This window comes from Nonomuraea sp. NPDC003214 (assembly GCF_053590035.1).
In genome coordinates, this window is record NZ_JBSFSX010000001.1 from 889,266 (window position 1) to 915,308 (window position 26,043).

General features: G+C 73.1%; 28 protein-coding genes. 12 read left to right on the plus strand and 16 right to left on the minus strand.

Annotated features, from left to right (window positions below; genetic code table 11):
- Positions 1 to 7 precede the first annotated feature (7 nt).
- Together ACWDXC_RS04075 and ACWDXC_RS04080 are read left to right on the plus strand one after the other, a co-directional pair.
- Entirely contained in the window at positions 8 to 1,480 is a 1,473-nt protein-coding gene (locus ACWDXC_RS04075; RefSeq protein ID WP_449977843.1) for a glycoside hydrolase family 3 protein, read from the plus strand.
- On the plus strand, positions 1,465 to 2,352 hold the full coding sequence (locus tag ACWDXC_RS04080; RefSeq protein WP_357584251.1) for a MurR/RpiR family transcriptional regulator: 888 nt from the start codon (positions 1,465 to 1,467) through the stop codon (positions 2,350 to 2,352). Before ACWDXC_RS04075 ends, ACWDXC_RS04080 begins: the two co-directional genes overlap by 16 nt.
- A 42-nt stretch (positions 2,353 to 2,394) precedes the next feature.
- On the opposite strand, the gene ACWDXC_RS04085 is transcribed toward ACWDXC_RS04080, so the two are convergent.
- Positions 2,395 to 2,943, minus strand: coding sequence for a hypothetical protein (locus tag ACWDXC_RS04085; RefSeq protein ID WP_364173482.1), 549 nt, complete (start codon positions 2,941 to 2,943; stop codon positions 2,395 to 2,397).
- A gap of 124 nt (positions 2,944 to 3,067) precedes the next feature.
- Between ACWDXC_RS04085 and ACWDXC_RS04090 the strand changes: the two genes are divergently transcribed.
- Complete coding sequence (locus ACWDXC_RS04090) at positions 3,068 to 4,075, plus strand: LysR family transcriptional regulator (protein ID WP_449977845.1); 1,008 nt, start codon at positions 3,068 to 3,070, stop codon at positions 4,073 to 4,075.
- Between the two features lie 53 nt (positions 4,076 to 4,128).
- On the opposite strand, the gene tgmC is transcribed toward ACWDXC_RS04090, so the two are convergent.
- From tgmC to ACWDXC_RS04125, 7 genes are all read right to left on the minus strand, one after another.
- Complete coding sequence (tgmC, locus tag ACWDXC_RS04095; protein WP_449977847.1) at positions 4,129 to 5,277, minus strand: ATP-grasp peptide maturase system methyltransferase; 1,149 nt, start codon at positions 5,275 to 5,277, stop codon at positions 4,129 to 4,131.
- The gene (gene tgmB / locus ACWDXC_RS04100; RefSeq protein WP_449977849.1) at positions 5,274 to 6,230 is read right to left on the minus strand and encodes an ATP-grasp ribosomal peptide maturase; all 957 of its coding nucleotides are present in this window, start codon (positions 6,228 to 6,230) and stop codon (positions 5,274 to 5,276) included. Before tgmB ends, tgmC begins: the two co-directional genes overlap by 4 nt.
- Positions 6,230 to 6,376 carry a hypothetical protein gene (locus ACWDXC_RS04105; RefSeq protein WP_219500671.1) on the minus strand — a complete coding sequence of 49 codons (147 nt, stop codon included), beginning with the start codon at positions 6,374 to 6,376 and terminating at the stop codon, positions 6,230 to 6,232. The genes tgmB and ACWDXC_RS04105 overlap by 1 nt, the downstream gene beginning before the upstream one ends.
- A gap of 79 nt (positions 6,377 to 6,455) precedes the next feature.
- Positions 6,456 to 7,214, minus strand: a complete 759-nt coding sequence (locus tag ACWDXC_RS04110; protein WP_449977851.1) for a GntR family transcriptional regulator — start codon at positions 7,212 to 7,214, stop codon at positions 6,456 to 6,458.
- A gap of 3 nt (positions 7,215 to 7,217) precedes the next feature.
- Complete coding sequence (locus tag ACWDXC_RS04115; RefSeq protein ID WP_449977853.1) at positions 7,218 to 7,763, minus strand: GntR family transcriptional regulator; 546 nt, start codon at positions 7,761 to 7,763, stop codon at positions 7,218 to 7,220.
- A gap of 84 nt (positions 7,764 to 7,847) precedes the next feature.
- Positions 7,848 to 8,249, minus strand: a complete 402-nt coding sequence (locus ACWDXC_RS04120; RefSeq protein ID WP_449977856.1) for a hypothetical protein — start codon at positions 8,247 to 8,249, stop codon at positions 7,848 to 7,850.
- Positions 8,250 to 8,272: 23 nt separating this feature from the next.
- Complete coding sequence (locus tag ACWDXC_RS04125) at positions 8,273 to 9,502, minus strand: serine hydrolase domain-containing protein (protein WP_449977859.1); 1,230 nt, start codon at positions 9,500 to 9,502, stop codon at positions 8,273 to 8,275.
- Between the two features lie 251 nt (positions 9,503 to 9,753).
- Here ACWDXC_RS04125 and ACWDXC_RS04130 point away from each other — a divergent pair, with 251 nt between their 5' ends.
- Positions 9,754 to 10,467, plus strand: coding sequence for a GbsR/MarR family transcriptional regulator (locus tag ACWDXC_RS04130; protein WP_219500658.1), 714 nt, complete (start codon positions 9,754 to 9,756; stop codon positions 10,465 to 10,467).
- 51 nt (positions 10,468 to 10,518) lie between these two features.
- Complete coding sequence (locus tag ACWDXC_RS04135) at positions 10,519 to 11,337, plus strand: MerR family transcriptional regulator (RefSeq protein ID WP_449977863.1); 819 nt, start codon at positions 10,519 to 10,521, stop codon at positions 11,335 to 11,337.
- A gap of 322 nt (positions 11,338 to 11,659) precedes the next feature.
- On the opposite strand, the gene ACWDXC_RS04140 is transcribed toward ACWDXC_RS04135, so the two are convergent.
- Positions 11,660 to 12,415 (minus strand): IclR family transcriptional regulator domain-containing protein, encoded by a 756-nt coding sequence (locus ACWDXC_RS04140; protein WP_449977865.1) that lies wholly within the window; start codon positions 12,413 to 12,415, stop codon positions 11,660 to 11,662.
- A gap of 108 nt (positions 12,416 to 12,523) precedes the next feature.
- Between ACWDXC_RS04140 and ACWDXC_RS04145 the strand changes: the two genes are divergently transcribed.
- The 6 genes from ACWDXC_RS04145 to ACWDXC_RS04170 are packed head-to-tail and all read left to right on the plus strand — an operon-like array spanning position 12,524 to position 19,116.
- Entirely contained in the window at positions 12,524 to 13,474 is a 951-nt protein-coding gene (locus ACWDXC_RS04145) for an ABC transporter substrate-binding protein (protein ID WP_449977868.1), read from the plus strand.
- Positions 13,471 to 14,247, plus strand: a complete 777-nt coding sequence (locus ACWDXC_RS04150; protein WP_449977870.1) for an ABC transporter permease — start codon at positions 13,471 to 13,473, stop codon at positions 14,245 to 14,247. The genes ACWDXC_RS04145 and ACWDXC_RS04150 overlap by 4 nt, the downstream gene beginning before the upstream one ends.
- Positions 14,244 to 14,993, plus strand: coding sequence for an ABC transporter permease (locus ACWDXC_RS04155; RefSeq protein WP_308125617.1), 750 nt, complete (start codon positions 14,244 to 14,246; stop codon positions 14,991 to 14,993). Before ACWDXC_RS04150 ends, ACWDXC_RS04155 begins: the two co-directional genes overlap by 4 nt.
- Positions 14,986 to 15,750: an ABC transporter ATP-binding protein gene (locus ACWDXC_RS04160; protein ID WP_449977873.1), complete on the plus strand. Its 765-nt coding sequence runs from the start codon at positions 14,986 to 14,988 to the stop codon at positions 15,748 to 15,750. The genes ACWDXC_RS04155 and ACWDXC_RS04160 overlap by 8 nt, the downstream gene beginning before the upstream one ends.
- On the plus strand, positions 15,747 to 17,330 hold the full coding sequence (locus ACWDXC_RS04165) for a thiamine pyrophosphate-dependent enzyme (RefSeq protein WP_449977875.1): 1,584 nt from the start codon (positions 15,747 to 15,749) through the stop codon (positions 17,328 to 17,330). Before ACWDXC_RS04160 ends, ACWDXC_RS04165 begins: the two co-directional genes overlap by 4 nt.
- A gap of 46 nt (positions 17,331 to 17,376) precedes the next feature.
- Positions 17,377 to 19,116 carry an ABC transporter substrate-binding protein gene (locus ACWDXC_RS04170; protein WP_449977877.1) on the plus strand — a complete coding sequence of 580 codons (1,740 nt, stop codon included), beginning with the start codon at positions 17,377 to 17,379 and terminating at the stop codon, positions 19,114 to 19,116.
- A gap of 10 nt (positions 19,117 to 19,126) precedes the next feature.
- On the opposite strand, the gene ACWDXC_RS04175 is transcribed toward ACWDXC_RS04170, so the two are convergent.
- The 6 genes from ACWDXC_RS04175 to ACWDXC_RS04200 all read right to left on the minus strand — a co-directional run bounded on the left by ACWDXC_RS04175 (position 19,127) and on the right by ACWDXC_RS04200 (position 24,802).
- On the minus strand, positions 19,127 to 19,852 hold the full coding sequence (locus tag ACWDXC_RS04175; protein ID WP_449977880.1) for an SDR family NAD(P)-dependent oxidoreductase: 726 nt from the start codon (positions 19,850 to 19,852) through the stop codon (positions 19,127 to 19,129).
- Complete coding sequence (locus ACWDXC_RS04180) at positions 19,849 to 20,682, minus strand: polysaccharide deacetylase family protein (protein ID WP_449977882.1); 834 nt, start codon at positions 20,680 to 20,682, stop codon at positions 19,849 to 19,851. The genes ACWDXC_RS04175 and ACWDXC_RS04180 overlap by 4 nt, the downstream gene beginning before the upstream one ends.
- Entirely contained in the window at positions 20,675 to 21,805 is a 1,131-nt protein-coding gene (locus tag ACWDXC_RS04185; RefSeq protein WP_449977884.1) for a C45 family autoproteolytic acyltransferase/hydolase, read from the minus strand. Before ACWDXC_RS04185 ends, ACWDXC_RS04180 begins: the two co-directional genes overlap by 8 nt.
- A gap of 13 nt (positions 21,806 to 21,818) precedes the next feature.
- A complete protein-coding gene (locus ACWDXC_RS04190; RefSeq protein ID WP_219500636.1) occupies positions 21,819 to 23,108 on the minus strand; it encodes an MFS transporter in 1,290 nt (429 codons plus the stop codon).
- Between the two features lie 24 nt (positions 23,109 to 23,132).
- The gene (locus ACWDXC_RS04195) at positions 23,133 to 23,867 is read right to left on the minus strand and encodes an SDR family NAD(P)-dependent oxidoreductase (protein WP_449977887.1); all 735 of its coding nucleotides are present in this window, start codon (positions 23,865 to 23,867) and stop codon (positions 23,133 to 23,135) included.
- An 80-nt stretch (positions 23,868 to 23,947) separates the two neighbouring features.
- A complete protein-coding gene (locus ACWDXC_RS04200) occupies positions 23,948 to 24,802 on the minus strand; it encodes a bifunctional methylenetetrahydrofolate dehydrogenase/methenyltetrahydrofolate cyclohydrolase (RefSeq protein WP_357584293.1) in 855 nt (284 codons plus the stop codon).
- A 155-nt stretch (positions 24,803 to 24,957) separates the two neighbouring features.
- On the opposite strand from ACWDXC_RS04200, the gene ACWDXC_RS04205 reads away from it, so the two are divergent.
- Positions 24,958 to 25,878, plus strand: coding sequence for an ROK family protein (locus ACWDXC_RS04205; RefSeq protein ID WP_449977890.1), 921 nt, complete (start codon positions 24,958 to 24,960; stop codon positions 25,876 to 25,878).
- Here ACWDXC_RS04205 and ACWDXC_RS04210 read toward each other — a convergent pair.
- Positions 25,857 to 26,039 (minus strand): hypothetical protein, encoded by a 183-nt coding sequence (locus ACWDXC_RS04210; RefSeq protein ID WP_364173547.1) that lies wholly within the window; start codon positions 26,037 to 26,039, stop codon positions 25,857 to 25,859. The genes ACWDXC_RS04205 and ACWDXC_RS04210 overlap by 22 nt on opposite strands.
- Between the last annotated feature and the right edge of the window lie 4 nt (positions 26,040 to 26,043).

The window sequence follows — 26,043 nt, forward strand, 5'->3', positions numbered from 1 at the left end:
ATGCCGCATGACCGCTGACCTGTACCGACTGGCCATGGCAGTGCTTCAGCCCGGCTACGAGGGAACCACCGTTCCCGACTGGATGCGCCGAGCGCTGGGCCAGGGCCTCGGCGGCGTCGTGCTGTTCGCGCGCAACGATCCGCGACCGCAGGTCGTCGCCGAGATCCGCGCCGCGAACCCGGCCGCCGTCGTCGCCGTCGACGAGGAAGGCGGCGCCGTGACCCGGTTCGAGGTCGCCACCGGCAGCTCCTTCCCCGGCAACCGGGCGCTCGGCGTCGCCGACGACGTGGCGCTCACCGAGCGGGTCGGCCGCGAGATCGGCCGCCTGCTGGCCCGGTCCGACGTCACGCTCGACTACGCCCCCGCCGCCGACGTGAACGCCAACCCGGCCAATCCGGTCATCGGCATCCGGTCCTTCGGCCCCGACCCCGACCTGGTCGCCCGCCACACCGTCGCCTACGTCGACGGCGTCCAGGGCGCCGGCGTCGCCGCCTGCGCCAAGCACTTCCCCGGCCACGGCGACACCACCACCGACTCCCACCTGGCCCTGCCCACCGTGCACGCCACGCGCGACGAGCTCGCCGAACGCGACCTGCCGCCGTTCCGCGCCGCCGTGGCCGCCGGAGTGCGCTCGATCATGTGCGGCCACCTGCTGATCCCCGCACTCGACCCCGACCTGCCCGCCACGCTCAGCCGCGCCGTCCTCACCGACCTGCTGCGGGGCGAGCTCGGCTTCGACGGCCTGCTCGTCACCGACGCCATCGAGATGAAGGCCGTGGCCGCGCGCTTCACCGCCGGCGAGATCGCCGTCCGCTCCCTCGCCGCCGGCGTCGACGCCATCTGCGCCGGCCACGTCACCGAGGACAGCCTGTACGAGCTCCGCGACGCCATCGTCGAGGCCGTCAAGACCGGGCAACTGGCCGAGGAACGGCTCGCCGAGGCCGCCGGCCGGGTCGCCGCCCTGTCCGACTGGTACGCCGCCCAGGCCCCCGCCCGCCAGGCCGCGCTCGCCGAACCGGCCACCGACGCCGGGCTGGAGGCCGCCCGGGCGGCGCTGACCCCGACCGGAACCGTCACCCTCACCAGCCCGCCCCTGGTCGTCGAGGTCAACACGCGCTTCAACCAGGCCGTCGACCCCGCCACCCCCACCGGCATCACCGCCGCCCTGACCGCCCTGCTCCCCGGCACCACCCGGGTCCAGATGGAGCCCGACGGCCCGCTCCCCCGCCTCGGCGCCGGGCTCGCCGCCAAGGTCGGCCTCGGCTCCAGCGCCGACCGGCGCCCCGTCGTCCTCGTCGTGCACGACGCCGCCCGCCACCCGTGGGTCCGCGACCGCATCGCCCAGGCCGTCCAGGAGCGCCCCGACGTGATCGTGGTCGACACCGGCATCCCCGACGCCCCCGCCGGCGCCGTCCACCTGGCCACCCACGGCATCTCCCGCGTCTCGGCCCAGGCGGCGGCCGAATGGCTCACCTCGTGACCGGCACCGTCGACGGCGAGCCGGCCAGCCCGGTCGCGGCCGTACGGGCCGTGCTGCCCTCACTCACCCCCGCCGCCCAGTCGATCGCCCGCATCATCCTCGACGACCCCGGCCTGGTCGTCAGGAGCACGATCACCGAGTTCAGCGTGGTGTCGGGGACGAGCGAGGCCACCATCGTCCGGACCGCCCGCGCCCTGGGCTTCAGCGGCTACTCCCAGATGCGCTTCGCCCTGGCCGCCGCCGTCGCCAAGGAGCCGGAACGGCTCGTCCCCGGCGATCTCGGCCCCGACGACCCGCTGACCGACGTGATCGCCAAGGTCGCCCGCGCCGAGTCGGAGGCGCTCGCCGACACCGCCGCCCAGCTCGACCCGGACGGCCTCGGCGAGGTCGTCACGGCCATCGCCGGCGCGCGCCGCGTCGACGTGTACGGCGTCGCCGCGTCCGGGCTGGTGGCCGCCGACATGTCGCAGAAGCTGCTGCGGATCGGGCTGTCCAGCCACCCGTTCAGCGACGCGCACCTGGCGCTGACCAGCGCCGCGCTGCTGCGCGGCGGCGACGTGGTGGTGGCCATCAGTTGCAGCGGGGAGACGCCCGACGTCCTCGTGCCCGCCCGCACGGCGGCCGACGCGGGGGCGCTGGTGGTCGCGATCACCAACAACCCGCGCTCCTCGCTGGCCGGGGTGGCCGACCACACGCTGGTGTCGGCCGGACGCGAGACGGCGTTCCGGCCCGGCGCCCTGGCCAGCCGCATCAGCCAGCTCCTCATCGTGGACTGCATCTTCGTGGGACTGGCCCAGCGGACCTACGACCGGGCCGACGCGGCCATCCGCGCCACCCGCGAAGCCACGGACCGCTACCGCCACCGCTCCTAGGGCGCCCGCCTGGCAGGCGGACGCCCCGGTGAGCCCGTCGGGTCAGCCCCGGCGGATCCAGAACGACTCGATGCGGTCGTTCATGTAGTAGCCGACGAAGCCGACGTCCACGCACTCGCAGGCGTTGGCGGTGCCGTTCCAGGTCTGCTGGTCACCCGAGACGTTCACCAGGTCGTAGCCAGTGGCGACGCTGCACCGGTTCCAGGTGACGAACCCGGAGATGCGGTTGGCCCAGAAGCCCTCCGCCCGCACCCGGTAGCCGTCGGAGTCACAGGGGCCGTAGTCGCCGTAGATGCGGCCGACCGTCGTGGGCGGGTCGTTGAAGGCGTGCTCGTTCCACTCCATCAGCAGCGTGCGCGCCTGGATGCTGACGTCGGTCCGGGCCGCCTCCGGGTCGGTGCCGCACGACCTCGACAGGATCGGCGACAGCTCCCCCTTGGGCGCCTTGCCCACGACGATGTTGCAGTATTGCGTCTTCCCCGCCTTCCCCGTGTCGGCCGGCGTGGGCGTGGCCAGGGCCGCGCCCTGCGCGCCGACGAGCCCCGCCGCCAGCAGGGTGATCACGACGGCGAGCCTGTTCCAGATCCTCATTGTGCTCCTTGCCGATCGTTTGACAACTGGCTCCGGACGAGCCGGGTTCCATGCTCGTCCGGCGGGCCCTGACGGCAAAGAAAAATTCGATTCCCATCGAATTTTCATTGATAGCATCCGGTATATGGATTCTTTACCGAGCGCGGTTTCGCCGTGCCGGGGGAAGCCCCGGGGGATTGTCCGTTCCAGAGAGGCGCACAAGGAGCCGTCCACCGGAACGAGTGGCGGCGACCCGAGCCCGCACCAACTGCGATTACTGCTCGTCCTCGCCGAAGAGCTGCACTTCGGCAGGGCGGCGGCTCGGCTGTTCATGACACAGCCCGCGTTCAGCAAGCAGATCAAGGCCCTCGAACACCGGCTGCGAGTCCGGCTGATCGAACGCACCAGCCGCAGCGTCGAGCTCACCACCACCGGGAGGAGCCTGCTGCCGGCGATCCGGGCCGCCGTCACCGCCCTGGACGCGCTGCGCCGGGAGGCCGGCGAGCACGCCGTGGCCGTCACCGGGCGGCTGGCCATCGGCACCGTCGGCGCGGAGGCCGCGATGCCCCACACCCGCGCCATCCTCGACCGGCTCCACGACCACTACCCGGGCATCGACGTGCGGCTTTCCACCCTCAACTTCGCCGACCACCTCGGCGCGCTCATCCGCGGCGACGTCGACGTCGTCTTCTCCCGGCCGCCCGCGCCGCCCGGCATCGGCCTCCAGGTCCTGGCCACCGAACCCCGCGTGGTCTGCCTGCCCGCCGACGACCCGCTGGCCGCCGAACCCCGGCTCACCCTCGCCCAGCTCGGCGAGCACACCTTCGTCGACATGCCGGCCGAGGTGCCGCGCGTCTGGCGCGACTTCTGGGCGGTGAACCCGCGCCCGGACGGCCGCCCGGTGCGCTTCGGACCCGTCGTCCCCGACATGGAGGCGCTGCTTCTCGCCGTCGCCCGCGGCGAGGCCGCCGGCTTTCTGCCCGCCGCCGCGCGCGATTTCTATCCACGGCCCGGGGTGCGTTATCTCGACGTGGTGGATCTTTCTCCGAGTACGTCCGCGCTGGCCTGGTTGCAGACCGAACGCGACCGCCCGGTCATCGCCGCCATCCGCCAGGCGGCCCGCACCTTTCTCGCCCACCATTCGGGCGCCTGATATTCACCTGACTCCCTGAGTAAAGGACAGCGGCTTGGGCATTTTCCGGCGGCTCACGCCGGCAGGCTCCACGACGGCCCGCCCGGATCACCGAGCCACACCCGCTGGCCCTGCGGGGTGACGGTGAGCCCGAACGCCGAGACGGGCGGGCTCCCCGCCTCCCGCCAGGTCTCGATCGCGTCCTCGGCGGCGTCCCACAGGCGCAGGGGGCCGTGCTGGCGCACCCTCCAGCCGCCTCCGGGCGCGGGCTCGGTCGTGGCCTGGGAGCCGGTGGCCACGTCCAGGAGCACGACGTGGTCCCCGGCGCCCAGCAGTTCGGCGGACGGAACTCCCAGCTGGGCCACGAACCGGGCGGCCGGATCGTCCAGCACGGCCGGGGCGATCCGCGTCTCGCACTGCTCGCCGAGGCGGAGCAGGTAGTGGGCGCGTGAGGGCCGGTCGTGCGGCCTGGCGAACATGAACGACAGCTCATCAGGCAGGAACCGCCCGCCGGCCCCGCCGGGCTCCACCGTGAGATGCGCCAGGACCGTGCCTCCCAGCCATCCGGACAACGGGGTCGTGATGGTGCCGCCGTCCCGTACCTGCCAGATCCAGGGCGCGGGGATGTAGCGCACCGAGCAGGTGGCGATCAGGCGGTCGTACACGGCGTCCCTGTCGTAGGCCGTCAGCCCGTCACCGACGATCAGGGTCGGCGCGTGCCCGGCGGATTCGAGGGCCGCCCTGGCACGGGCCGCCACCGCCGGGTCGAACTCGACCGACGTCACCTGACCTGCGCCGAGGCGCTCACACAGCAGGCCGGTGGAGTAGCCCGTGCCGGTGCCGATCTCCAGCACCCGGTCCCCCTCGGCGATCTCGGCCCGTTCCAGCATCTTCACCACCAGGCTGGGCAGCGTCGAAGAGGAGGTCGGCGCCCCGGGCAGCGCCAGTGTGGCGTCCTCGGCCAGGACGCCGTCGACCTGCGTCACCCAGCTCCGATCCGCGTAGGCCATGCGCGACCAGGTCTCGGGATCCGTCCGGTCGCGCCGGACCGGACGCCAGAGCGTGCCCTGCGCGCCGTCGTCCGGGTGGAAGACGGCGTCGCCGAGGAACAGCTCACGCGGCACGGCGGCGACCGCCTCGATCCAGCGCCGATCCGCGACGCCCTTCTCCGAGGCCAGGAGTCCGGCCAGCGCCTGCCTGTGCCGCGCCGCGGATGAGCTCATCGCCGCGCTTCCGCTGTCGTGAGGTGATCGGCTATCGCGTGAGCTATCGGCCGCGAGATGTCCGGGCCGAACCAGCCCCATTGGCCGTTCGGATTGCACTCCAGGAACACCCAGTCGCCGTCAGGCGTCAGGGAGAAGTCGAACGCGCCGAAGTCCAGCCGGAACGCGTCGAGGTAGGCGCGCATCCCCCGCACGATCGTGGGCGGCGCGTCCACCGGCGTGTAGGTCAGGGACGGGTAGTCCTGCCGCCAGTCGAGCCGGGGCGCGCCGTCGATGCGGACGGCGAAGGCCCGCTCGCCCACCATCGTCACCCGGACGTCGGCGACCTTGCGCACCCGCTCCTGGAACAGGTGCGCGGCGCCGCCCACCCGCTCGTCGAGCGTCCCGGGGTCGATCACGTCCGCCCAGATGGTCCGCGCCTCACCATCCGCGTTCTGGTACGGGGTCGACCACAGCGGCTTGTAGACCACGTCGCCCACCGCGGACGCGAACGACCGGACGCTGTCGAGGCTGTTGGTCACCAGCGTCCGCGGCACCCTGAGCCCGGCGGTCACGGCGGTGGCGAGCTGGACCGGCTTGTGCTCGGCGTCCCGGTTGCGCCAGGGGTGGTTGAGGTAGCGGGCCCCCGGCAGCGCGGCGAGGACGCCGCCCAGCCCGAAGCGTGACTGGTCGGCCACCCACCGGCCGGTGTGCTCGTCCAGATGTCGCGGCGGCCGGTAGGGCGTGGGGTGACGCCAGTAGACCGCCTGCACGCCGAGCAGGTCGAGCCTGCGCGTCGCGGTCTCGATCGAGCCGGCCAGGCCGGTGTCGCCGACCGAGGCCGACAGGGTCAGCTCGTGGGGGAAGTCGGCGCCGGGGTCGAACCGCACCACCGGGACCTCCCGGTCGCGCAGCTCGGCCAGCACCAGGTCGGCCGTGGGGTCGTCCACGCAGGACACCACCAGCACCGGCATCAGTCGGACACCCAGTCGGTCGTGGAGTCCTGCTTGCCGTGACCGCTGCCGCTCCCGTCGCCGTCGGGCATGGGCGGCGCGGTGGCCGTCGGCCGCTCGACGTTGGACCCGTGCTTGGCGGCCTCGATCACTGGGAAGGGAGCCATCCGGCTCACTCCCCAGGGGACGTACGAACGGCGCATGGCGCTTCTCCGATCATCCGCAGGGGAGCCCCACCATACTTCTTTACTCCCTAAGGGGGTAAGCATTTCGGTAAGCCAGCTCGTACCGGTGGCCGCCCTTGACGAGCACCTGCACCTCGACCGGCCGCCCGCCGTCCGCGTACACCGTCCGGAACGTCCGCAGCACGGGCACGTCGTCGGGCAGGTGCAGCAGCTCCAGCTCCTCGGTCGTGGGCAGCCGCGCCGAGACCCGGTCCGCCCACTCGACCGGTGGCAGCCCCAGGTCGGCGAGGACCCGTGCGGTGCCCCCGGGGATCTTGCGCCGCCCGACGAGGGGAGTACCGTCGGCGATCTCCAGCGGATGGTAGATCCAGGCCAGCTCGGTCGGCTGCTGATCGAGCAGCAACAGCAGGCGCCGCATCGACACCCGCTCGCCCCACAGCCGGGCCACCTCGACCGGCGGCCGCACGGTCGCCACCTCCAGGATCCGGATCGCGCCACGCCGGCCTCGCGCCTCGGCCTCGCTCGTCCAGGGGTACGGCATGCCGTCGGCGGGCGGCCGGTGGTAGGCGGCGGGTTCGAGGGCGAGGACCGAATCGTCCCGCACGTACACCCCGACTCCGGCACGACCTATCAGGAACCCCTCGTCCTTGAGCACGCCCAACGCCCGCTGAACCGTCTGGTTCGTGACGTCGTAGGTGGACATGAGCTGTTGCGTCGTCGGCAGGCGGGTGCCAGGCACCAGGTCCCCTGACATGACCCGCGCCCGGATCTCCGCCGCGATCTGCTGATGCCTCGGGCGCCCGTCCTCCTTGGTCGCCACCGCTCAGCCCGCCTTCAGCCGGTAGCGGAAGTGACGCCCCTCGGGCCGCATCGTCATCACGGAGACGTCGTACGGCACGCCGTCCGCGGTCGAGCTGACCCGGACGAGCTGGATCACCAGGGCGCCGGCCGGCAGCGCCAGCTCGTGCGCCTCGTCCGGCTCCGCCCGCCTCACGGAAAGGTCCTCGACCACCTCGTCGGCCACGTAACCGAGCTCGGCCAGCAGCGTCGGGGCGCCGCCCCGGATCTTCCGGGGCTCCGCGAGCCCCGTGCCCGCCGCGACGGACCGGGGGTAATAGGAGTCGGTGAGCTCGACCGGCCGGTCCTCCTCCAGCATGACGCGCCGCCGTACCACTGCCCGCTCGCCGTCGGCGAGGCCGAGTGCGGCGGCCACGAAGCCGGGAGGCTCGGCCTCGCCCGCTTCACGGAGCCTCTGGGAGCCGCGCCGGCCGTGCTCGGCCAGCTCCTCGCTCCAGGCGTCAGGCTCCCCCGGCATGCGCGGCGCCACGTAGCGCGCGGTGCTGCCCAGCCAATCGTGACGATCGTTCATCCTTACCCCCATATCCGGTTAGGTAGTAAAGGACACCACGATCTCCACAGTACTTTCGCCGATGCCGCGCGGACCGGCGCGAGGTCACTCGGCGTCGAGGGCTTCGGTGATCTTGCGGGCCATGTCGGCGCTGATGGGGCTGGGGTCGCCGTTGTGGGCGCGGGCGGCCGTGTCGACGGCGAGGAGGACGGTGGTGCGGAAGTTGCCGGCCTCGGCCGGGGCCTGCCGCTTGAGCAGGGCCATGGCCTCCGTCAGGGCGGGCAGCACGTGGTCGGCGAGCGCGGCCACGGACTTGCCGTACAGGTTGACGGCCGTGGAGGTGTCGGCGAGCACGTGGCCGACCAGGCCGGTGGCCGAGGACAGGGCGACGGAGCCCTGGGTGGCGGCCTTGTGCGGCTTGCCGGAGGCGGCGGCCATCAGCGAGACGGCGCCGTAGGCGGCGGTGCGCAGGGTGAGCTGGTCCTGTTCGGCGAGGGTGATGGACATGGTGGTCGTCTCCGATCCGGTGGTCAGTTGTCGAGGGCCTGGTAGAGCGTGGTCCAGAAGTCGTGCATGAGCCGCATCGGGTCCGGGACCGACGCGCCGACCTGGGTGAGGAGCAGGCCGGTGAGCTGGTTGGCGGGGTCGGCGTAGCTGGAGGTGCCGCTGCCGCCGTCCCAGCCGAACTGGCCGACGGGCGCGTAGTCGCCGCGGAAGGTGCGCACCGCCATCCCGAGGCCCCAGCCGCCGTGCTGGCCCTGGCCGTGGGAGATGTGGACGTTGTCGGTCGCCATGGCATGGCGGGCGGCCTGCTGCTCGGGCGTGAGGCGGTTGGTGGTCATCAGCTCCACGGCGGGCCGCGACAGGATCCGCTCGCCGCGGTGGGTGCCGCCGTTGAGCAGCATGCGGAAGTAGGCGTGGTAGTCGTCGACGGTCGAGACGAGGCCGCCGCCGCCGCTCGGGAACGCCGGCGACTGGCTCCAGCGCCCGCCTTCGGCCTCGTCCCACACCAGGAACTCGCCCGACTGGGGATCGGGCGCGTACAGGGTGGGCAGGCGGTCGATCTGGTCGGCGGGGACGTGGAACCCGGTGTCGGTCATGCCCAGCGGCCCGAAGAGGCGCTCGCGCAGGAACGTCTCGAACGGCTGACCGGTGACCCTGGCCACCAGCACGCCGATCAGGTCGTTGCTGATGTGGTACTGCCAGCGCTCGCCGGGCTGGTGCATCAGCGGCAGCTCGCCCAGGCGGCGCATGAACTCGTCGGGCTCGGGCATCGGCTCCGGCAGGTTGGGCGTGAGGCCACGACCGAAGATCTCGTTCATGATCGGCGTGCCCAGCGACGTCATGTCCATGCCGAGCCCGAACGTGGACGTCAGCACGTCCCGTACGGTGATCGGCCGCCGCGCCGGCACGGTGTCGTCCAGCGGGCTGTCGTAGCGCCTCAGCACCTGACGGTCGGCCAGCTCGGGCAGCCACTCCTGCACCGGGTCGTCGAAACGCAGCCTGCACTCGTCGATCAGGATCATCGCCGCCGCCATCGAGACCGGCTTGGACGTGGACGCCATCCGGAAGATCGTGTCGCGGCGCATCGGCGCGCCGCCGTCGTGACGCATCGTCCCGATCGTCTCGACATGCGTCTCGTCACCACGGCTGACGAGGGCGACGAGGCCGGGGATCCGCCCGGACTCGACATGCCGCGCCAGCACGTCGTGCAGCCTGCTCAGCCCCGTCTTGGTGAAGCCTCGGGTGCCGTTCTCCATGAGGGTTCTCGCTCTCAGTTTGTGTTCGGAAATCTCTGAACGACTGCGACAGTACATTGCGTTCAGAGTTCCGTCAACATGCAAAGTCGCGCCTTTCTCGCTGGTAGTTTGGGAGTTACTGAGTCTTCTTTGCAATGAGTATGACACTGAACGCAAAGGAGGAAGGTATGCTGGTATTGCAATGAGGTGCGGGTGAACGCATACTGTGCAGCAGAGTCACGCGCACGCCGACCGAGGGGAGCCGAGCACCGATGCCCGGAGGCAGACTGACCGGCCAGGACCGGGAGAACATCGCCGCATGGCTGGCCGAAGGGCTCGGATACGCGGAGATCGGCCGGCGGCTGGGGCGGCCCGCCTCGACGATCATGCGGGAGGTCACCCGCAACGGCGGCCCCGACGGCTACGGGGCCGACCGGGCGCAGGAGGCCACCCAGGTGCGCGCCCGCCGGCGCAAGCGGACCCAGCCTCCCCCGCCGCCCGTCCCCGAAAGCGGCCACGGACGCGACCCGCAGGCGGTCGAGGACTTCACCCGCTCCTTCACCGACCTGCTCGCCCAGCAGGGGCTGCCGAAGATGGCGGCCAGGGTGCTGGCCAGCCTGTACGTCACCGACTCGGGCAGCCTCACCGCCGCCGACCTGGTCCAGCGGCTGCGCGTCAGCCCCGCGTCGATCTCGCACGCCGTCACCTTCCTCGAACAGCAGGGCATGCTCAGGCGCGAACGCGACCCCGGCGGGCGGCGCGAGCGCTACGTCATGGACGAGGACATGTGGCTGCGGTCCATCCAGGCGGCCCTGGAGATGAACGAGATCCTGATCGCCGCGTCACGGCGCGGCGGCGCGATTCTCGGGACCACCACCCCGGCGGGCGCCCGGTTCGAGGCCTCCGCGGACTTCCTCCACCTCGTCACCGACGCCCACCGGCAGGCCATGGACCAGTGGCGCGCCCGCAACGCCGGGCAACGCTGAGCGCGCCCCCGGGAGGCACGCCGGCCGGGCACGCATGGCAGACTCGACGGCGTGACCAGCAGCGCGACGGACGAAGCCGCGGGCGACGGCGGGCTGACCGTCGGGGCCACGGCCTCCCACGCGGGAGTCACCGTCCGCACCCTGCACCACTGGGACGCGATCGGGCTCGTCAGCCCGTCCGGGCGCACCTCCGGCGGCTACCGGCTCTACTCGGCGGCCGACATCGCCCGCATCCACCGCGTGCTCATCTACCGCGAGCTCGGCCTGCCCCTCGAAGACATCGGCGAACTCCTCGACGCCCCCTCGGCCGACATGACCGTGCCGCTGAAACAGCAGCGCGCCCAGCTCCTCGACCGCATCTCCCGCCTCCGGACGATGGTCGACGCGGTCGACCGCATGATCGAAGCCGCGAACGCCGGCATCCTGCTCTCCGCGGAGGAGCAGGTCGCGATCTTCGGCCGGCGCTGGGAGCCGTCCTGGATCGCCGGCGCCCGCGACCGCTGGGGCGACACACCCCAATGGGTCCAGTACGCCGAACGCGCCGCCGGCAGGACCCCCGAGGACTGGCAACGGGTCGCCGACTCCAAGGCGGCGCTGGAGCACGACCTGGCCGCCGCCAAACGCGCCGGCGTCACGCCGGGAAGCGCCGAGGCCAACGCCCTGGCCGAACGGCACCGGGCGTCCATCGGCGCGTACTTCGACTGCACGCACGCGATGCAGGTCTGCCTGGGCAGGAAGCAGGCCGAGGAGCCGGGGTTCGCGGACTACTACGACGACCTCGAGCCGGGGCTGGCCTGCTGGCTGCGCGACATCATCGACGCCAACGCACGAGCCTGCGGCATCGACCCGGACACGGCCACCTGGAGCTGACACCCCCGCGGTCAGCAGGGTCACCTGCTCAGAAGTCGCTCTCCAGGTTCACTTTTCGCTTCAACCCGTTGCCCTGCCGCGCAGGCCAGAGGCCGTCATGCTGGAGGCGGCCCACCACGATCCCCGGCGAGATGCCAAGGCCGGCGCATGTACCTGTCAGGTAGGCCTTCAGCCTCCCTCGTGCTCGGTCGCCGCGCCACGCTCGGGGGTCCGGGGGCCGGAGGCCACCGGCAAGGGGGGCGCTCGGCTCCCCCCGGCGACACAGCCCGAGCCGCCCCCGCGCGAAGCGCGCTCCCGGGCGAGGACCTTGCCGTCAGGGGGGTCAGGACGGGGTGAGGTCGGCTTCGATGTGGGTGGCGGTGGCCTGGAGGCGGGGCAGGAGGTCGCGGCGGGCCTGGGCCAGGGTCATCCGGCTGGCGTGGGTGGACACGTTCACCGCCGCCACCGTCGTGCCCGATCGGTCGCGGATGGGGACGGCCAGGGAGCGGAGCCCTTCCTCCAGCTCCTGGTCCACCATGGCCCAGCCCTGGGCGCGTACGAGGTCGAGCTCGGCGCGGAGGGCCGGTGGCCGGGTGATGGTGCGGGCGGTGAGGGGTCGCAGGCGGGCGCGGGTGAGGTAGGCGTCGAGGGCGGCCGGGGGCAGGGCGGCGAGGAGGACGCGGCCCATCGAGGTGCAGTAGGCGGGGAAGCGGGTTCCGATGCTGATGGTGACGCGCATGATGCGGGCGGTGGCGACGCGGGCCACGTACACGACGTCCTCGCCGTCGAGCACGGCCACGGACGCCGATTCGTGGACGTCGGCGGCGAGGCGTTCCAGGTGGGGCGCGGCGACTTCGGGGAGCGACAGGCTGGAGAGGTACGCGTACCCGAGCTCCAGGACGCGGGGGGTGAGGGAGAACAGCCGGCCGTCGTTCCGCACGTATCCCAAATCCGTCAATGTCAGCAAAAAGCGCCGGGCCGCCGCCCGCGTGAGCCCGGTGGCCCGCGCCACGTCGCTCAAGGTCAGCGCGGGCGAGACGGCGCTGAAGGCGCGGATGACGGCGAGCCCACGGGCCAGCGACTGGACGTGATCAGCCATCGGAGATCCCTTGACATGGGGCGGTGAGCGCGTATGTTCCCGCGTAGCGGGGGGTGTTCGACCAGAGAATAAATGTGCGCATAGCGAACAGACAATCGGGAGAACATCGTGCGTCTCGCTCTCGCGGTCCCCCTCGTCCTGTTACTGGCCGCCGCGTGCGGCGGACCCCAGGCCCCGCCGGGCGAGGGCACGGGCGAGGGCACGGGCAAGGACAAGGTCAACGCCGGGGTCATCGCGATCGTCGACACCGCGCCGATCCACCTGGGCAGGGCCAAGGGGTTCTTCGACGAGCAGGACATCGACCTGACGATCACCCCGGTCCAGGGCGGGGCGGCGAGCATCACGGGCGCGGTGAGCGGGCAGTTCCAGTTCGCCTTCGCCAACACCACCTCGCTGCTGACGGCCAAGCAGCAGGGGCTCGACATCAGGGTGGTGGCCAACGGCGTCTCCTCGACCGGCGAGCCGGGCAAGGACTTCAGCGCGGTGCTGGTCAAGCCGGGCAGTCCGATCAGGTCGGCCAAGGACCTGGCGGGCAAGAAGGTCTCGGTCAACCAGTTGAAGAACATCGGCGACACCACGATCCGCGCCTCGGTGCGCAAGGACGGCGGCGACCCGAACGGCATCGAGTTCGTCGAGCTGCCCTTCCCCGACGCCCCGGCCGCGCTGGAGAACGACAGGGTGGACGCCATCTGGGTGGTGGAGCCGTTCGTGAGCCAGGCGATCAGCCAGGGCGCCCGCCCGGTGGCGTGGAACTTCGCCGACGCCGCCGACGCGCTGACCGTGGCCATGTACTTCACCACGAGCCGGACCGACCCTGACCTGACCAAGCGGTTCACCGCGGCGATGCGCAAGTCGCTGGAGTACGCCGACACGCATCCGGACGAGGTGCGACAGGTGCTGTCGACGTACACGAAGATCGCGCCCGAGGTGATCGAGAAGATCTACCTGCCGAAGTGGCCCGCCGAGGTGAACCGCGCGTCGGTGCAGACGATCGCGGACCTGGCGCTGGCCGACGGCGTGCTGAACGCCGAGATCGACGTCTCGGAGCTGGTGCCGTGAGCCGACCGCACCACGGGCTGCTCGGGCTGCTCGGGCCGGCCGGGCTGCTGGCCGTGCTGGAGGCGGCGCCCCGGCTCGGGCTGGTCGACGAGCGGTTCCTGCCTCCGGCTTCGGAGATTCTGCGCACGCTCGCCGGCGAGCTGGCCACGGCCGGGCTGTGGGTGGCGCTGGGCGAGACGATGCGCGGCTGGGCGGCCGGGCTGGCGCTGGCGTTCGCGCTGGCGGTGGCGGCCGGGGTGGTGATCGGCGTCGTGCCTGGGCTGCGGGCGGCGACGAGCTCGACCGTGGAGTTCCTGCGGCCGATCCCGTCGGTGGCGCTGGTGCCGCTGGCGACGCTGCTGTTCGGGCCGTCGCTCGGGTCGACGTTGCTGCTCGTGGTGTACGCGTCGTTCTGGCAGGTGCTCATCCAGGTGCTGTACGGGGTCGCGGCGGTCGATGCGGTCGCCGACGACACCGCGCGCGCCTACGGGCTGTCGGCCTGGTCGCGGGTGCGGCACCTGGTGTGGCCGACCGCGCTGCCGTACGTGATGACGGGGCTCAGGCTGGCGGCGGCGGTGGCGTTCATCCTGGCGGTCACCGCGGAGCTGGTGATCGGCAGCCCCGGGCTGGGCGCGCAGATCCAGGTGGCGCAGAGCAGCGGCGCGGTCTCCACCGTGTACGCGCTCGTCGTCGTCGCCGGGCTGATCGGCATCGGCGTCAACACCGCCGTACGGCTGCTGGAACGCCGGGTGCTCGCCTGGCATCCGGCCGTGCGCGGGGAGGTGGCCGGGTGAGGGTCGTCAGGCTGCTCGGGGTGCCCGCGCTGCTGGTGCTGGTCTGGTGGGCGGTCAGCGGCGGGTCGTTCTACCTGCCGAGCCCGGACCGGGTCGCGGTGGCGTTCGCCGAGACGTGGCTCTCCGAGCGGCTGACCGGCGACGTGCTGCCCAGTGTGGGACGGCTGCTGGCGGGTTACGCGCTGGCGGCGCTGCTGGGGATCGGGCTGGGCGTGCCGATCGGGCTGTCGCCGAGGCTGCGGGCCACGCTGGAGCCGGTGCTGGAGTTCTTCCGGGCGATCCCGCCGCCGGTGCTGGTCCCGTTGATCATGCTGCTGGCGGGCATCGACACGCCGATGAAGGTGCTCGTCATCGTCTCCGGCTGCGTGTGGCCCGTCCTGCTCAACACCGTCGAGGGCGTGCGCGCGCTGGACGGGGTGCTCGCCGACACCTGCCGGATGTACGGGGTGCGCGGCGGGTCGAGGCTGCGCCGGTTCGTGCTGCCCGGGGCCGGCCCGCAGATCATGGCCGGGCTGCGGCAGGCCCTGTCGATCGGCATCATCCTCATGGTCATCAGCGAGATGTTCGCCAGCTCCAGCGGGCTCGGGTTCACGATCGTGCTGTTCCAGCGGCAGTTCCAGATCGCCGAGATGTGGAGCGGCATCCTGCTGCTCGGGCTGCTCGGGCTGGGCCTCTCGCTGCTCTTCCGCCGCCTGGAGCGGTGGGTCCTGTCCTGGTACTACGGCAGCGGAGCCGCGCGTGCTTGAGATCGACCGGCTGGGAAAGACGTACGAGAGCCCGGGACGCAGCGTCGAGGCGATCCGGTCGCTGACGTTCGAGGTGGCGGCCGGGGAGCTGGTGTGCGTGGTGGGGCCGTCCGGGTGCGGCAAGACGACGCTGCTGCGCATGGTCGCCGGGCTGCTCCCGGCGAGCACCGGCGAGGTGCGGCTGGACGGGGTGCCCGTCACCGGGCCGCCGCCGCGCATGGCGGTGGTCTTCCAGGAGTACGGCCGCAGCCTGTTCCCGTGGATGACCGTGTGGCAGAACGTGGAGTTGCCGTTGAAGGAGAAGAAGGTGCCCGCGCCGAGGCGCCGGGAGCTGGTCACGCAGTCGCTGGAGTCGGTGGGGCTGGCCGACGCCGCGCAGGCGCACCCGTGGCAGCTGTCCGGCGGCATGCAGCAGCGGGTGGCGATCGCCCGCGCGGTGGCGTACGAGCCTCAGGTGATGCTGATGGACGAGCCGTTCGCGGCCGTCGACGCGCAGACCCGCGCGGACCTGGAGGACCTGATCCTGCGCCTGTGGCGGGACCTGGAGGTGACCACGCTGTTCGTCACGCACGACATCGACGAGGCCGTCTACCTGGGACAGCGGGTGATCGTGCTGTCGTCGTCGCCGACGGTCGTCACCGAGGACCTGAAGATCGACCTGCCGCCCGACCGGGACCAGCTCAGCACCCGGTCGCTGCCCAGGTTCGGCGAGCTGCGCGGGCACGTGTACGCGCGGATCCAGGCGGCCAGGGGATGACGACGGTCAGGGACGCCACGTTCGAGGTGCTGCGCCGCACCGGGCTGACGACGATCTTCTGCAATCCGGGCTCGACCGAGGTGTCGCTGCTGACCGGGCTGCCCGACGACCTCACCTTCACGCTCGCGCTGCACGAGGGGTCGGTGGTCGGGATGGCCACCGGCTGGGCCATCGGGCACGACGCGCCCGCGCTGGCCGTGCTGCACACCACGGCCGGGCTGGGCAACGCCGTCGGCGCCATCGCCACCGCCCGGGTGAACCGGGTGCCGCTCGTCATCCTCGTCGGGCAGCAGGACCGGCGGCACCTGGCGCTGGAGCCGTTCCTGGCCGGGCGGCTGGCGGGGCTGGCCGGCGACTACCCGGTGCACGTCGACCAGCCGGTCCGGGCGCAGGACGTGCCCGGGGCCGTGGCCGCCGCCTGCCACCGGGCCGTCACGTACCGGGGGCCGGCGCTGGTCGTGGTGCCGATGGACGACTGGGCGGCGCCGTACGAGAGCGAGACCCCCGCGGCGCCCGCGCGGCTGGTGCGGGCGGAGGCGGCCGGTGACGTGGGGCCGCTGGCCGCGCTGCTGGCCGGGGCGCGCTCCCCCGCGATCGTGGCAGGGGCGGGGGTGCGCGCGTGGGAGCCGCTGGTCGCGCTGGCGGAGCGGCTCGGGTGCCCGGTGTGGCAGGAGTCGTTCGGCGCGCGGGCCGGGTTCCCGCAGGACCATCCGCAGTACGCGGGCGTGCTGCCGGCCGACCGGCCGCGCCTGCGGGCCGCGCTCGCCGGGCACGACGTGGTGCTCGCCGTGGGGGCGCCGGTGTTCCGGCAGTACCCGTACGCGCCCGGGCCCCTGGTGGAGCCGGGCACCCTGGTCGCGCTCGTCACCGACGACCCCGAGGAGGCGCACCGCAGCCCGGCCGACCTGGCCTGCCTGGCCGCACCGGCCGCCGCCTGCGCCGCCCTGCTCGGCCTGGTGCCCGCCCGGCCCGTGACGGCCGTCCGCCGCCCGCGCGCCGACGCGCCCGGTCCGCCCCCGGGCGGGCGGCCGTTGCGGCCCGCCCACGTGCTGGCGGAGCTCGCCGCCCGGCTGCCCTGGGACGTGGTGCTCGTCGAGGAGACCCCGTCGTCTCGGCCCGACCTGCACCGGCTGATGCCGGCGCGCAACCCGCTCGGGTTCGTGTCGGCGGCGATGGGCGGGCTCGGGTTCGCGCTGCCCGCCGCCGTCGGGCTGCGGATGGCGCTGCCGGACCGGCCGGTCGTGGCGGTCGCCGGCGACGGCTCGGCCCTCTACGGCGTGCAGGCCCTGTGGAGTGCCGCCCACTACCGGGTGGGCGCGCTGTTCGTGGTGCTCGCCAACGGCCGATACGCGATCATGGACCGGCTGGCCGACAAGCAGGGCGGCAAGGCCCCCTGGCCGGCCTTCGACGAGGTGAGCGTGAGCGGCCTGGCCAGGGCGCTCGGCTGCGAGGCCAGGCGGATCGACGACCACGCCGCGCTGACGGCGACGCTGGACGAGGTGATCCCGGCCCTGCGCACCCGCCCCGACCCTCTGCTGCTGGACATCCAGGTGAGCGTCGACCCCGACTTCCACCCCTGAGCCCAGGCGGTGGCGGTTTGTGGGATTTGGCCGGTATCGTCACGAAATGGAGAGACGTCTGGAGGCGGAGCCGGAGTTCCGGGCCAGGCTCGTGGTCGAACCCGGGAAGCGGGTCGTGACCGGCGCCGCCGGGTTCTTCGCGCGTAATCGTCCTCTGGTCCAGCATGCGATGCGGGCCGCCGACGAGGGGCCGGGGGTGCTGCGCTACTACTGGCGGGGCGCGGACCGGCGACTGTACCGGGTGAGCGTCGAGGTGTCCGTCACCGGGCGCGGCACCGTGACCGGGCTGGAGGCGCGGCGGTGCGAGGCGCCGTGGGGGCTGACGGAGCGCGAGCACGAGGTGCTGACCTGCGTGGCCGTCGGCATGACGAACCCGGAGGCGGCCGAGCGCGTCGGGTGCGGAGCCCGTACCGTGGCCACGCATGTCGAGCGGATCCTGGTCAAGCTGGGCGCGCCGACGCGGACGGCGGCGGCGGCGCTGGCCGTGGACGAGGAGGCGCTGCTGGCGCCGTTCTCCGGGCCGGAGGGGTTCGCGGTCACGGCGGTGGGCCGGGTGACCGGCGGGTGTGCCCAGGCCGAGCCGGCGCCAAGGCCGGGCGGCGGGTCCGTCAGGCGGCCGATCCGGCTGGGCGCGATCTACCCGCTCGACGGGCCGAGGCGGTTCGACGCGCTGGCGATGCGGCGGGGCGCGGCGATCGCCGTGGAGGAGGTCAACGCGCGCGGCGGCGTGGGCGGGCGGCGGATCGACCACCTGGCGATCGAGGTGTCCGGCGACACGGACGGCGACCTGCTGCGCGCGGTGGAGTACCTGCGCTCGCACGACGTGGACGCCATCACGCTGGGCAACGTGAGCCCGCGCTACCACCTGGGCGCGATCACCCTGGCGGCCGAGTACCGGGCGCCGCTGATGCACGCGATGGTGTCGCCGTCGATCACCGAGCACGTGCACGACAATCCCGGCATGCTCGGGCAGACGTTCCAGGTGTGTGCCACCGAGACGGCGTACTTGTCCGGGTTCGTCCGGACGTTGGATCTGCTCGACACCTCCGGGCAGTGGCGGCCGGACAACCGGCGGCTGGTGGCGCTGGTGCGCGAGGACGACCACGACCCGCGCCGGGCCGCCGAGCTGGACGAGCTGGCCGGGGCGCGCGGCTGGGACCTGGCCGCGATGGTGCCGATCGCCGACACGCGGGTGCCGTGGCCCGAGGTGGTGGCCGGCATCCAGGCGATCGAGCCGGCGGCCGTGCTGGTGTGCACGTACGTGGAGGACGAGCTGCGCCGGTTCCTGGAGGAGCTGCGCGGGTCGGGCAGCCGGTCGCTGGTCTACACGGTGTGGACGCCGACGATCCCCCGGTTCGAGGAGCGGATGGAGGGGCTGGCCGAGGGTCTGCTGTGGTCCACGGTCATCGGCACGTACGGGGACCCGGTGAGCGCCAGGTTCATGCGCCGCTACCGGCACGCCTACGGGGACGAGCCGGGCAGCGGCAGCGCGGCCATCCACTACGACATGATCCACATGCTGGCCGGGGCCTGGTCGGAGGTCGGCAGGCCGTGGGACTTCGGGGCGGTGGTGCGCTCGCTGCGCGAGGGCGTGCACCGGGGTGCGGCGGGCCCGTACTACTTCGGCGGGCGCGGCCAGCGGGCGCTGGCCTATCCGGACGACACGTGGGACGCCTCGCTGGCCCACGCGCACCTCGTCCACCAGGTGCAGGACGGCCGCAGCCGGGTGATCGCGCCGGTGGAGCTGGCGCAGCACGCCTTCCGCGCCGACTCAGCCCGGCCATGACAGCGCCGGCTCAGCTCAGCCATGACGGCGCGGCGGGCGAGCCGAGCCCGGCGCCGCCGTCGGCGGCCAGCACGTGCCCGTTGACCCAGGCCGACTCGCCGGAGCAGAGCCACAGCAGGCTGGGCACGATGTCGCCGGGCCCGGCGACCCGGCCGGCCGGGCTGCCGGCGGCGACGGCCTCGACGTAGGCGGCCGGGACCGGGTTCAGCGCGGAGCCCACGTCGACGAAGCCCGGGGCGACGGCGTTGACCCGGACGCCCAGCGGGCCCAGCTCCAGCGCGAGGCCGCGGGTCACGGCCTCCAGCGCGGCCTTGGATGCGGCGTAGACGGTGGTGCCGGGGCGCGGGCGGCCCGCGCCGCCCGAGCTGGTGAACACGACGGCGGCCGGGCGGCCCGCGCACAGGCCGGCCAGCGTGGTGGCGGCCATCAGCGCCGAGCGGGTGTTGACGGCCATGATCCGGTCGAACAGCTCCTCGGTCGACTCCAGCGCCCGCCGCGCCGGGAACACCCCCGCCACGTGCAGCAGCGCGTCCAGCGGGCCGTGGGACCGCCACGCCTCCCGCACCACGGCCGCGGCGGCGCCCGGCTCGGCCAGGTCGGCGGCCAGCGCGGCGCCGGCCCCGGGCGCGTCGGCGGTGACGACCCGCGCGCCCTCGCGCGACAGCGCCGCGCAGGCCGCCGCGCCGATCCCGCCCGCCGCGCCCAGCACGAGCACCGTACGGCCGGCGAACCTCACGAGCCGTCCCCGGCGCGGAAGGCGCGGGCGACCTCCTGGCAGGTGCGGAAGGCCAGCGGCCGTTCCAGGCAGGCGTCGAGGAAGCGCTCCAGCCCGATCATCCGGTGCCCCCGGCCGATCACCTGCGGGTGGAACGTCAGCACGCACACGCCGCCCGGCTCCTCCCGGATCATGTAGTCCACGTCGTCCAGGAAGTTGCCGAACACCGTGCCCGGATCGCGCAGCCCCGGCATGATCGCCGTGTCCGTCCGCAGATACTCGAACTGCGGGTAGTCGTCCAGCGACCAGGAAACGGGCAGCTCGACCAGCGGCGTCGGCTCCCCGAACCGGTACGGCCCGGCGGGGTCGGCCACGTCGCCGCGCCTGGCGTAGTAGGGCGTGTAGTCGGTGCCCATCAGGCTGGAGTCGTACTCGCAGCCCAGCTCCAGCAGCACGTCCACGGTCGAGGCGGTGAAGTCCCAGCTCGGCGTCCGGTTGCCGGTGGGCTCGTAGCCGGTGACCCTCCTGATGGAGTCGCGGGCCCGCACCGCCGCCGCGAGCTCGCCGGCCCGGTCGAGCTTCGACACCGGCTCGTGCGCGTAGCCGTGCAGGGCGATCTCGTGCCCGGCCTCGGCGATGGCGGCGCACTCGGCCGGATAGGTGTCGACGGTGTGGCCGGGGACGAAGAACGTCGCGGTGATCCCGCGCCTGGCCAGCGCCTTGAGGATGCGCGGCATCGCGTGCGCGCCGAACTCGCCGCGCGAGACCGGCCCCGGCGACGTCATCCCGCGCGCCAGCCAGAGCGAGATGGCGTCGAAGTCGAACGTCAGGCAGATCGTGCTCTCAGGCATGGCCCTCCTCAGGGAAGCAGATCTCGGGTACGGCGCCGGGCTCGAACACGTCGTCCAGCCGCCACCGCTCGTACGGGTGCGAACAGGGCGGCTCCGGCGCGATGCTGAGCTCCCGCCGGTTCAGGTCCATCAGCACCGAGTAGACGGTCGTCACCACCTCGGCGGCCGAGACGTCCGGGTCGGCGTGCCGGCAGATGCTGTCGGGGTGGGAGTAGTGGTCGCGCAGCGCCGCCACGAGGTCGCGCGGTTCCAGCGTGCGCGCGGCGGCGGCGTCCTCCAGCAGGTGACGGGCCCGCGCCGGCCGCAGCAGCGTGAGCGCCGAGGCGGCCGCCTTCCTGTCGGTCAGCGGCAGCGGGCACTGGAAGTGGTTGGAGTGCGTGATCAGCCCGCCCTCCGGCAGCAGCGCGCCGAACACGCCCGGCGCCACCTCCAGGTCGATCGCCTCGCCTCCGGCGTCGGCGATGAGCAGGTTGCCGGAGGAGATCCGCGTCACGTCCAGCGCCTTGCGGTGCGCCTCGCTCATCGTGCGCGACTGCAGCACGCCGCGCAGCAGATAGTGGTACGGCACCCCGGCGCCGCCGGTGTCGCGGTCGGAGACCAGCAGGTTCGCGCACACGCCGAGCCCCGCCGAGTTGAGTCCCGACTTGGCCAGCATCCCGGCCTCGGCCAGCGTCAGCACCGCGAACCCGTCGGTGTCGCGGGTCGCCAGCAGGAAGGTGACCGGGCCCTGCTCCGGGTGCCAGTCCCAGTTCTGCGCGAGCAGCGTGTGGCCGTCGCGTGTGTGCTTGCCGATGGCCGCGACCGAGGTGCATCCCTCGTCCCGGTAGCCGGTCCCGTACAGCATCTCGGTGCGCGCGTTGAGCGCGGTGATGTGCTCGACCGGCCGGCCCGCGCCGGCGGCGAGCCCTTCGAGCATCCGCGCGATGCGGGGGTCGTAGTCCCTGGCGACCTCCAGGTAGGTGGCGCCCCAGCGGCGCACGTCGGCGTCGCCGAGTCCGGCCTGGTCGCGGAAGCGGCGCAGGTAGGTGCCGAGGCTCTGTTCGACCAGGCCGGCGGTGCGGCGGCCTAGCTCGGCGCCCATCTCCTCGTAGGTGCCCTGGACCGCGACGACGGGTGGGTTCATGGTCGGTTCCCTCCTAGTGCAGGCGCCGGTGGGCGGTCTCCCGCATGCCGATCACGACGAGGAGCGTGACGAACGCGGAGACGATCGGCAGCACCACGGGCGACATGTCGGACCCGGTGAGCTGGATCGCGCCCGTGGCCACGAACGGCGCCGTGCCGCCGAACGCCATGACCGCGAAGTTGTAGCCGATGGACATCGTCGAATACCGCAGCTTCGTCGGGAACATCTCCGACAGCGCCGCCGGGCCGGGTCCCGAGAACATGGCCAGGACGACCGCGATGACGATCTGCCCGGCGAACACGCCGAACGTGCCGCCGTGCTGCAGCAGCAGCATGACCGGCCAGCTCAGCACCAGGAACCCGGCGGCTGCCGCGATGAGCAGCGGCTTGCGCCCCACCCGGTCCGACAGCGCGCCGAACGAGGCGATGCACACGGTCAGCACGACCAGCCCGACGATGTTGGAGGCCCGCGCCACGCCCGGGTCCACCCCGGCCACGTCCGCCAGCCAGGTCGGCAGGTAGGTGAGGAAGAAGAAGTACGCGACCGTCCACAGCATGGTGAAGCCGAACCCGCGCAGGATGCTCGGGAACTCGGTGCGCAGCCCCTCCTTGAGCGGGCTCTTGGCCGTCGCGCCCTTCTCCTGCTCCTCGGCGAACGCCGGCGTCTCGTCCAGGCCGTATCGGAGCCAGAGCGCGGCCACGGCCGTCAGCGCCGACAGCAGGAACGGGATCCGCCACGCCCAGGCGAGCACCTGCTCCTCGGTGAAGATCGTGGAGTTGAGCGCCACCACGCCGGAGGCGAGCAGGAAGCCGGCCGCCGTGGAGACCTGGTTGAAGCTGCCGAAGAAGCCGCGCCGCCGCGCCGGGGCGTACTCGACGAGGAAGGCCGCCGAGCCCGCCCACTCGCCCGCCACCGAGAAGCCCTGCACCATCCGCAGGACCACCAGCAGCAGCGGCGCGAGCACGCCGATGCTCTCGTACGTGGGCAGCAGGCCGATCAGCGTGGTGGCCGCGCCCATCAGGAGCACGCTGACCACCAGCGCGATCCGGCGGCCGAACTTGTCGCCGACGTGCCCGAACGTGATCGCGCCGAGCGGGCGCATGAGGAAGCCGACGGCGAACACCGCGAACGTGTAGAGGGTGCCGACGAGGCCGTCCGATTCGGGGAAGAACAGCTTGCCCAGTGTGGCGGCGGTGTAGCCGTACACCAGGTTGTCGTAGTTCTCCATGATGTTGCCGAAGGAGCCGGCGACGACGGCGCGCATGGAGCCGCCGGTCCGGTTCAGGGTGCTGTTGTCGCTCATCGCGACCTCTCACTTCTCGGGGGGTCATGAGGCGGTGTAGCCGCCGTCGACCGGCAGCAGGACGCCGGTGACGAACGACGCGCGGGGCGAGGCCAGGTAGGCGACCGCCTCGGCCACGTCGGCGGGGTCGCCCGGGCGGGCCATCGGGGCGCGTTCGATCCGGGGCCTGAGCTGGTCGTCGGAGAGCTGCCGCAGCAGCGGCGTGACGAACACGCCGGGCAGCACGGCGTTGACGCGGATGCCGCGGCCGGCCAGCTCGACGGCCGCGGTCCTGGTGAGCATGTGCAGCCCGGCCTTGCTGACCTGATAGGCCACGGAGGAGGGCGGCGAGGGCGGGCCGGGCGGCGGCACCTGGCCGTAGACGGAGCCGATGTTGACGACGCTGGCGTGCGGGCTGGCGGTCAGCTCGGCGGCGAAGGCGCGGATGCCGGTCCACGGCGCCCACAGGTTGGTGCGCAGGACCCGGTCCCAGTCGTCGTCGGCGGTGTCGAGCAGGCCGCTGCGGGCGCTGACGCCGGCGTTGTTGACGAGGATGTCGAGCCGGCCGTGGGTGGCGCGGACGGTCTCGGCGAAGTCGTCCCAGGAGTCGCGGTCGCGTACGTCCAGGGGGTGGTAGAGGGCGCCGGCCGACGGCGGGCGGTCGTCGCGAAGGTCGCCGTAGACGACCTGGGCGCCGCGTGCGCGCAGGCCGTCGACGATGGCGGCGCCGAGACCGGCGGCGCCGCCGGTGACGGCGGCGACCAGTCCTTCGAGCTCCATGGTCCTCCCTCCCTACCGGCGTATGCCCTGGTAGGAGCTTTGAGGACCATCCTGGGCCGGTGGGCGGCCCGTGGCGTCCGTCAGATGACGGATGTGCGCTCGGCGGCCTCCACCACGTTGGACAGCAGGAGGGCGCGGGTCATCGGGCCGACCCCGCCCGGGTTGGGCGTGAGGAAGCCGGCGACGTCGTCCACGTCGGCCGCCACGTCACCGGCGATCTTGCCGTTGACGCGGGAGACGCCGACGTCGAGCACGGCGGCGCCCGGCTTGACCATGTCGGCGGTGATGAGGTCGGGCACGCCGGCCGCGGCCACCACGATGTCGGCGCGGCGCACGTGCGCGGCCAGGTCCTGGGTGCCGGTGTGGCAGAGGGTCACGGTCGCGTTCTCGCTGCGGCGGGTCAGCAGCAGGCCGAGCGAGCGGCCCACGGTGATGCCGCGGCCGACCACGGCGACCTCGGCACCCTTGATCGGGACCCCGTACTGCTGCAGGAGCAGGACGATGCCGTGGGGCGTGCACGGGAGCGGCGCGTCGACCATGTGGACCAGGCGGCCCAGGTTGACCGGGTGGAGGCCGTCGGCGTCCTTGGCCGGGTCCATCCGCTCCAGCAGCGCCATCGTGTCGAGGTGCTTGGGCAGCGGGAGCTGGACGATGTAGCCGGTGCAGGAGGGCGAGGCGTTGAGCTCGTCGATGGCGGCCTCGACGTCGGCCTGGGTGGCGGTCGCGGGCAGGTCGACACGGATGGAGGAGATGCCGACCTCGGCGCAGTCGCGGTGCTTGCCCGCCACGTAGATCTGGCTGCCGGGGTCGTCGCCGACCAGCACGGTGCCGAGGCCGGGCGTGATGCCACGCTCCTTGAGCGCGGTCACCCGGGCCGCCAGGTCCGCCTTGATCTTCGCTGCCGTCGCCTTGCCGTCGAGTCTCACTGCGCTCATGCGGTCAATCCTTCCACGCTCCGGCTGCCGGGCGTCCACGACCCGAATGACATCGTTGTCATCGGACTTTGGACGGCATATGGTGACCTTCGCCGGAATTGCGCGCTCCCCCGAGAGGTGGTCATGTCCGCTCACCCCCGCCCGCCCGCACGCCGATGACGTACGTACTCGCCATCGACATCGGAGGCACCAAGCTCGCCGCCGCGCTGGTGGACGAGGAGGGCGCCGTGCTGCGTTCCGCCACCCGGCCCACGCCCCGCGAGCAGGTCATGGCCGCGCTCGGCGGGCTCGTCGACGAGGTGACCGGCGACGGGCCCGCGCCGGTCGCCGTGGGGATCGGCTGCGCCGGGCCGCTCGACCGCGGCACCGTCAGCCCGGTGAACATGCCGAGCTGGCGGCGCTTCCCGCTGCGCGACGAGGTGCGGGCGCTGACCGGGCTGCCCACCGTGCTCGCCGGCGACGCCCAGTGCATGGCGCTCGGCGAGCACTGGCTCGGCGCCGGGCGCGGCAGCTCGGCGCTGCTGGGCGTGGTCGTCTCCACCGGCATCGGCGGCGGCCTCGTCATCGGCGGGCGGCCGCTGCTCGGCCCCACCGGCAACGCCGGGCACGTCGGCCACATGACGGTCGACCCGTACGGCGAGCGCTGCGAGTGCGGCGGGCGCGGCTGCGTCGAGCGCTACGCCAGCGGCCCCAACATGACCCGCTGGGCCCTGGAGAACGGCTGGCGCCCCGGCGCGGAGCACCCAAAGGCGGCGCGCCCGGACGCGCGGATGCTGGCCCGCGACGCGGCGGACGGCGATCCGGTCGCCGTGGCCGCCTTCGAGCGGGGGGCCGCGGCGCTGGCCGGGATGATCGCCTCCACGGCCGCCGCCGCCGAGGTGAGCACCGTGGTCGTCGGCGGCGGGGTGTCGGGCGCCGGGCCGGTGCTGTTCGAGCCGCTGGCGCGGGCCCTCGACGACGTCGGCGGGCTGGCGTTCGTCAGGGCGGTGCGGGTCCGGCCGACCACCCTGGGAGTGCGGGCCGGGCTGGCCGGCGCCGCCAAACTGGCCTGGGACTACTCGCGCTCGGCGAGCTGAGCCTCACGCCGCTCGATGATCCGGCGGGTGAACGGGATGAGCTCGACGACCCGCCCGCCCAGGTAGGCGCCGATGAACGCGAGCAGGATGAGCACGAAGGGGCTGGTCGCGAACCCGTTCACGGCGATGAGGGCCTGCAGGGATGCGTCGAGCAGTGTCATAAGG

What these genes read in the sequence shown, in the direction of transcription:
- ACWDXC_RS04075 (WP_449977843.1), top strand. Translation starts at nt 8, where the DNA reads ATGACCGCTGACCTGTACCGACTGGCCATGGCAGTGCTTCAGCCCGGC.
- ACWDXC_RS04080 (WP_357584251.1), top strand. Translation starts at nt 1,465, where the DNA reads ATGGCTCACCTCGTGACCGGCACCGTCGACGGCGAGCCGGCCAGCCCG.
- ACWDXC_RS04085 (WP_364173482.1), bottom strand. Translation starts at nt 2,943, where the DNA reads ATGAGGATCTGGAACAGGCTCGCCGTCGTGATCACCCTGCTGGCGGCG.
- ACWDXC_RS04090 (WP_449977845.1), top strand. Translation starts at nt 3,068, where the DNA reads ATGGATTCTTTACCGAGCGCGGTTTCGCCGTGCCGGGGGAAGCCCCGG.
- tgmC (WP_449977847.1), bottom strand. Translation starts at nt 5,277, where the DNA reads ATGAGCTCATCCGCGGCGCGGCACAGGCAGGCGCTGGCCGGACTCCTG.
- tgmB (WP_449977849.1), bottom strand. Translation starts at nt 6,230, where the DNA reads ATGCCGGTGCTGGTGGTGTCCTGCGTGGACGACCCCACGGCCGACCTG.
- ACWDXC_RS04105 (WP_219500671.1), bottom strand. Translation starts at nt 6,376, where the DNA reads ATGGCTCCCTTCCCAGTGATCGAGGCCGCCAAGCACGGGTCCAACGTC.
- ACWDXC_RS04115 (WP_449977853.1), bottom strand. Translation starts at nt 7,763, where the DNA reads ATGAACGATCGTCACGATTGGCTGGGCAGCACCGCGCGCTACGTGGCG.
- ACWDXC_RS04120 (WP_449977856.1), bottom strand. Translation starts at nt 8,249, where the DNA reads ATGTCCATCACCCTCGCCGAACAGGACCAGCTCACCCTGCGCACCGCC.
- ACWDXC_RS04125 (WP_449977859.1), bottom strand. Translation starts at nt 9,502, where the DNA reads ATGGAGAACGGCACCCGAGGCTTCACCAAGACGGGGCTGAGCAGGCTG.
- ACWDXC_RS04130 (WP_219500658.1), top strand. Translation starts at nt 9,754, where the DNA reads ATGCCCGGAGGCAGACTGACCGGCCAGGACCGGGAGAACATCGCCGCA.
- ACWDXC_RS04140 (WP_449977865.1), bottom strand. Translation starts at nt 12,415, where the DNA reads ATGGCTGATCACGTCCAGTCGCTGGCCCGTGGGCTCGCCGTCATCCGC.
- ACWDXC_RS04165 (WP_449977875.1), top strand. Translation starts at nt 15,747, where the DNA reads ATGACGACGGTCAGGGACGCCACGTTCGAGGTGCTGCGCCGCACCGGG.
- ACWDXC_RS04170 (WP_449977877.1), top strand. Translation starts at nt 17,377, where the DNA reads ATGGAGAGACGTCTGGAGGCGGAGCCGGAGTTCCGGGCCAGGCTCGTG.
- ACWDXC_RS04180 (WP_449977882.1), bottom strand. Translation starts at nt 20,682, where the DNA reads ATGCCTGAGAGCACGATCTGCCTGACGTTCGACTTCGACGCCATCTCG.
- ACWDXC_RS04185 (WP_449977884.1), bottom strand. Translation starts at nt 21,805, where the DNA reads ATGAACCCACCCGTCGTCGCGGTCCAGGGCACCTACGAGGAGATGGGC.
- ACWDXC_RS04190 (WP_219500636.1), bottom strand. Translation starts at nt 23,108, where the DNA reads ATGAGCGACAACAGCACCCTGAACCGGACCGGCGGCTCCATGCGCGCC.
- ACWDXC_RS04195 (WP_449977887.1), bottom strand. Translation starts at nt 23,867, where the DNA reads ATGGAGCTCGAAGGACTGGTCGCCGCCGTCACCGGCGGCGCCGCCGGT.
- ACWDXC_RS04200 (WP_357584293.1), bottom strand. Translation starts at nt 24,802, where the DNA reads ATGAGCGCAGTGAGACTCGACGGCAAGGCGACGGCAGCGAAGATCAAG.
- ACWDXC_RS04205 (WP_449977890.1), top strand. Translation starts at nt 24,958, where the DNA reads ATGACGTACGTACTCGCCATCGACATCGGAGGCACCAAGCTCGCCGCC.
- ACWDXC_RS04210 (WP_364173547.1), bottom strand. Translation starts at nt 26,039, where the DNA reads ATGACACTGCTCGACGCATCCCTGCAGGCCCTCATCGCCGTGAACGGG.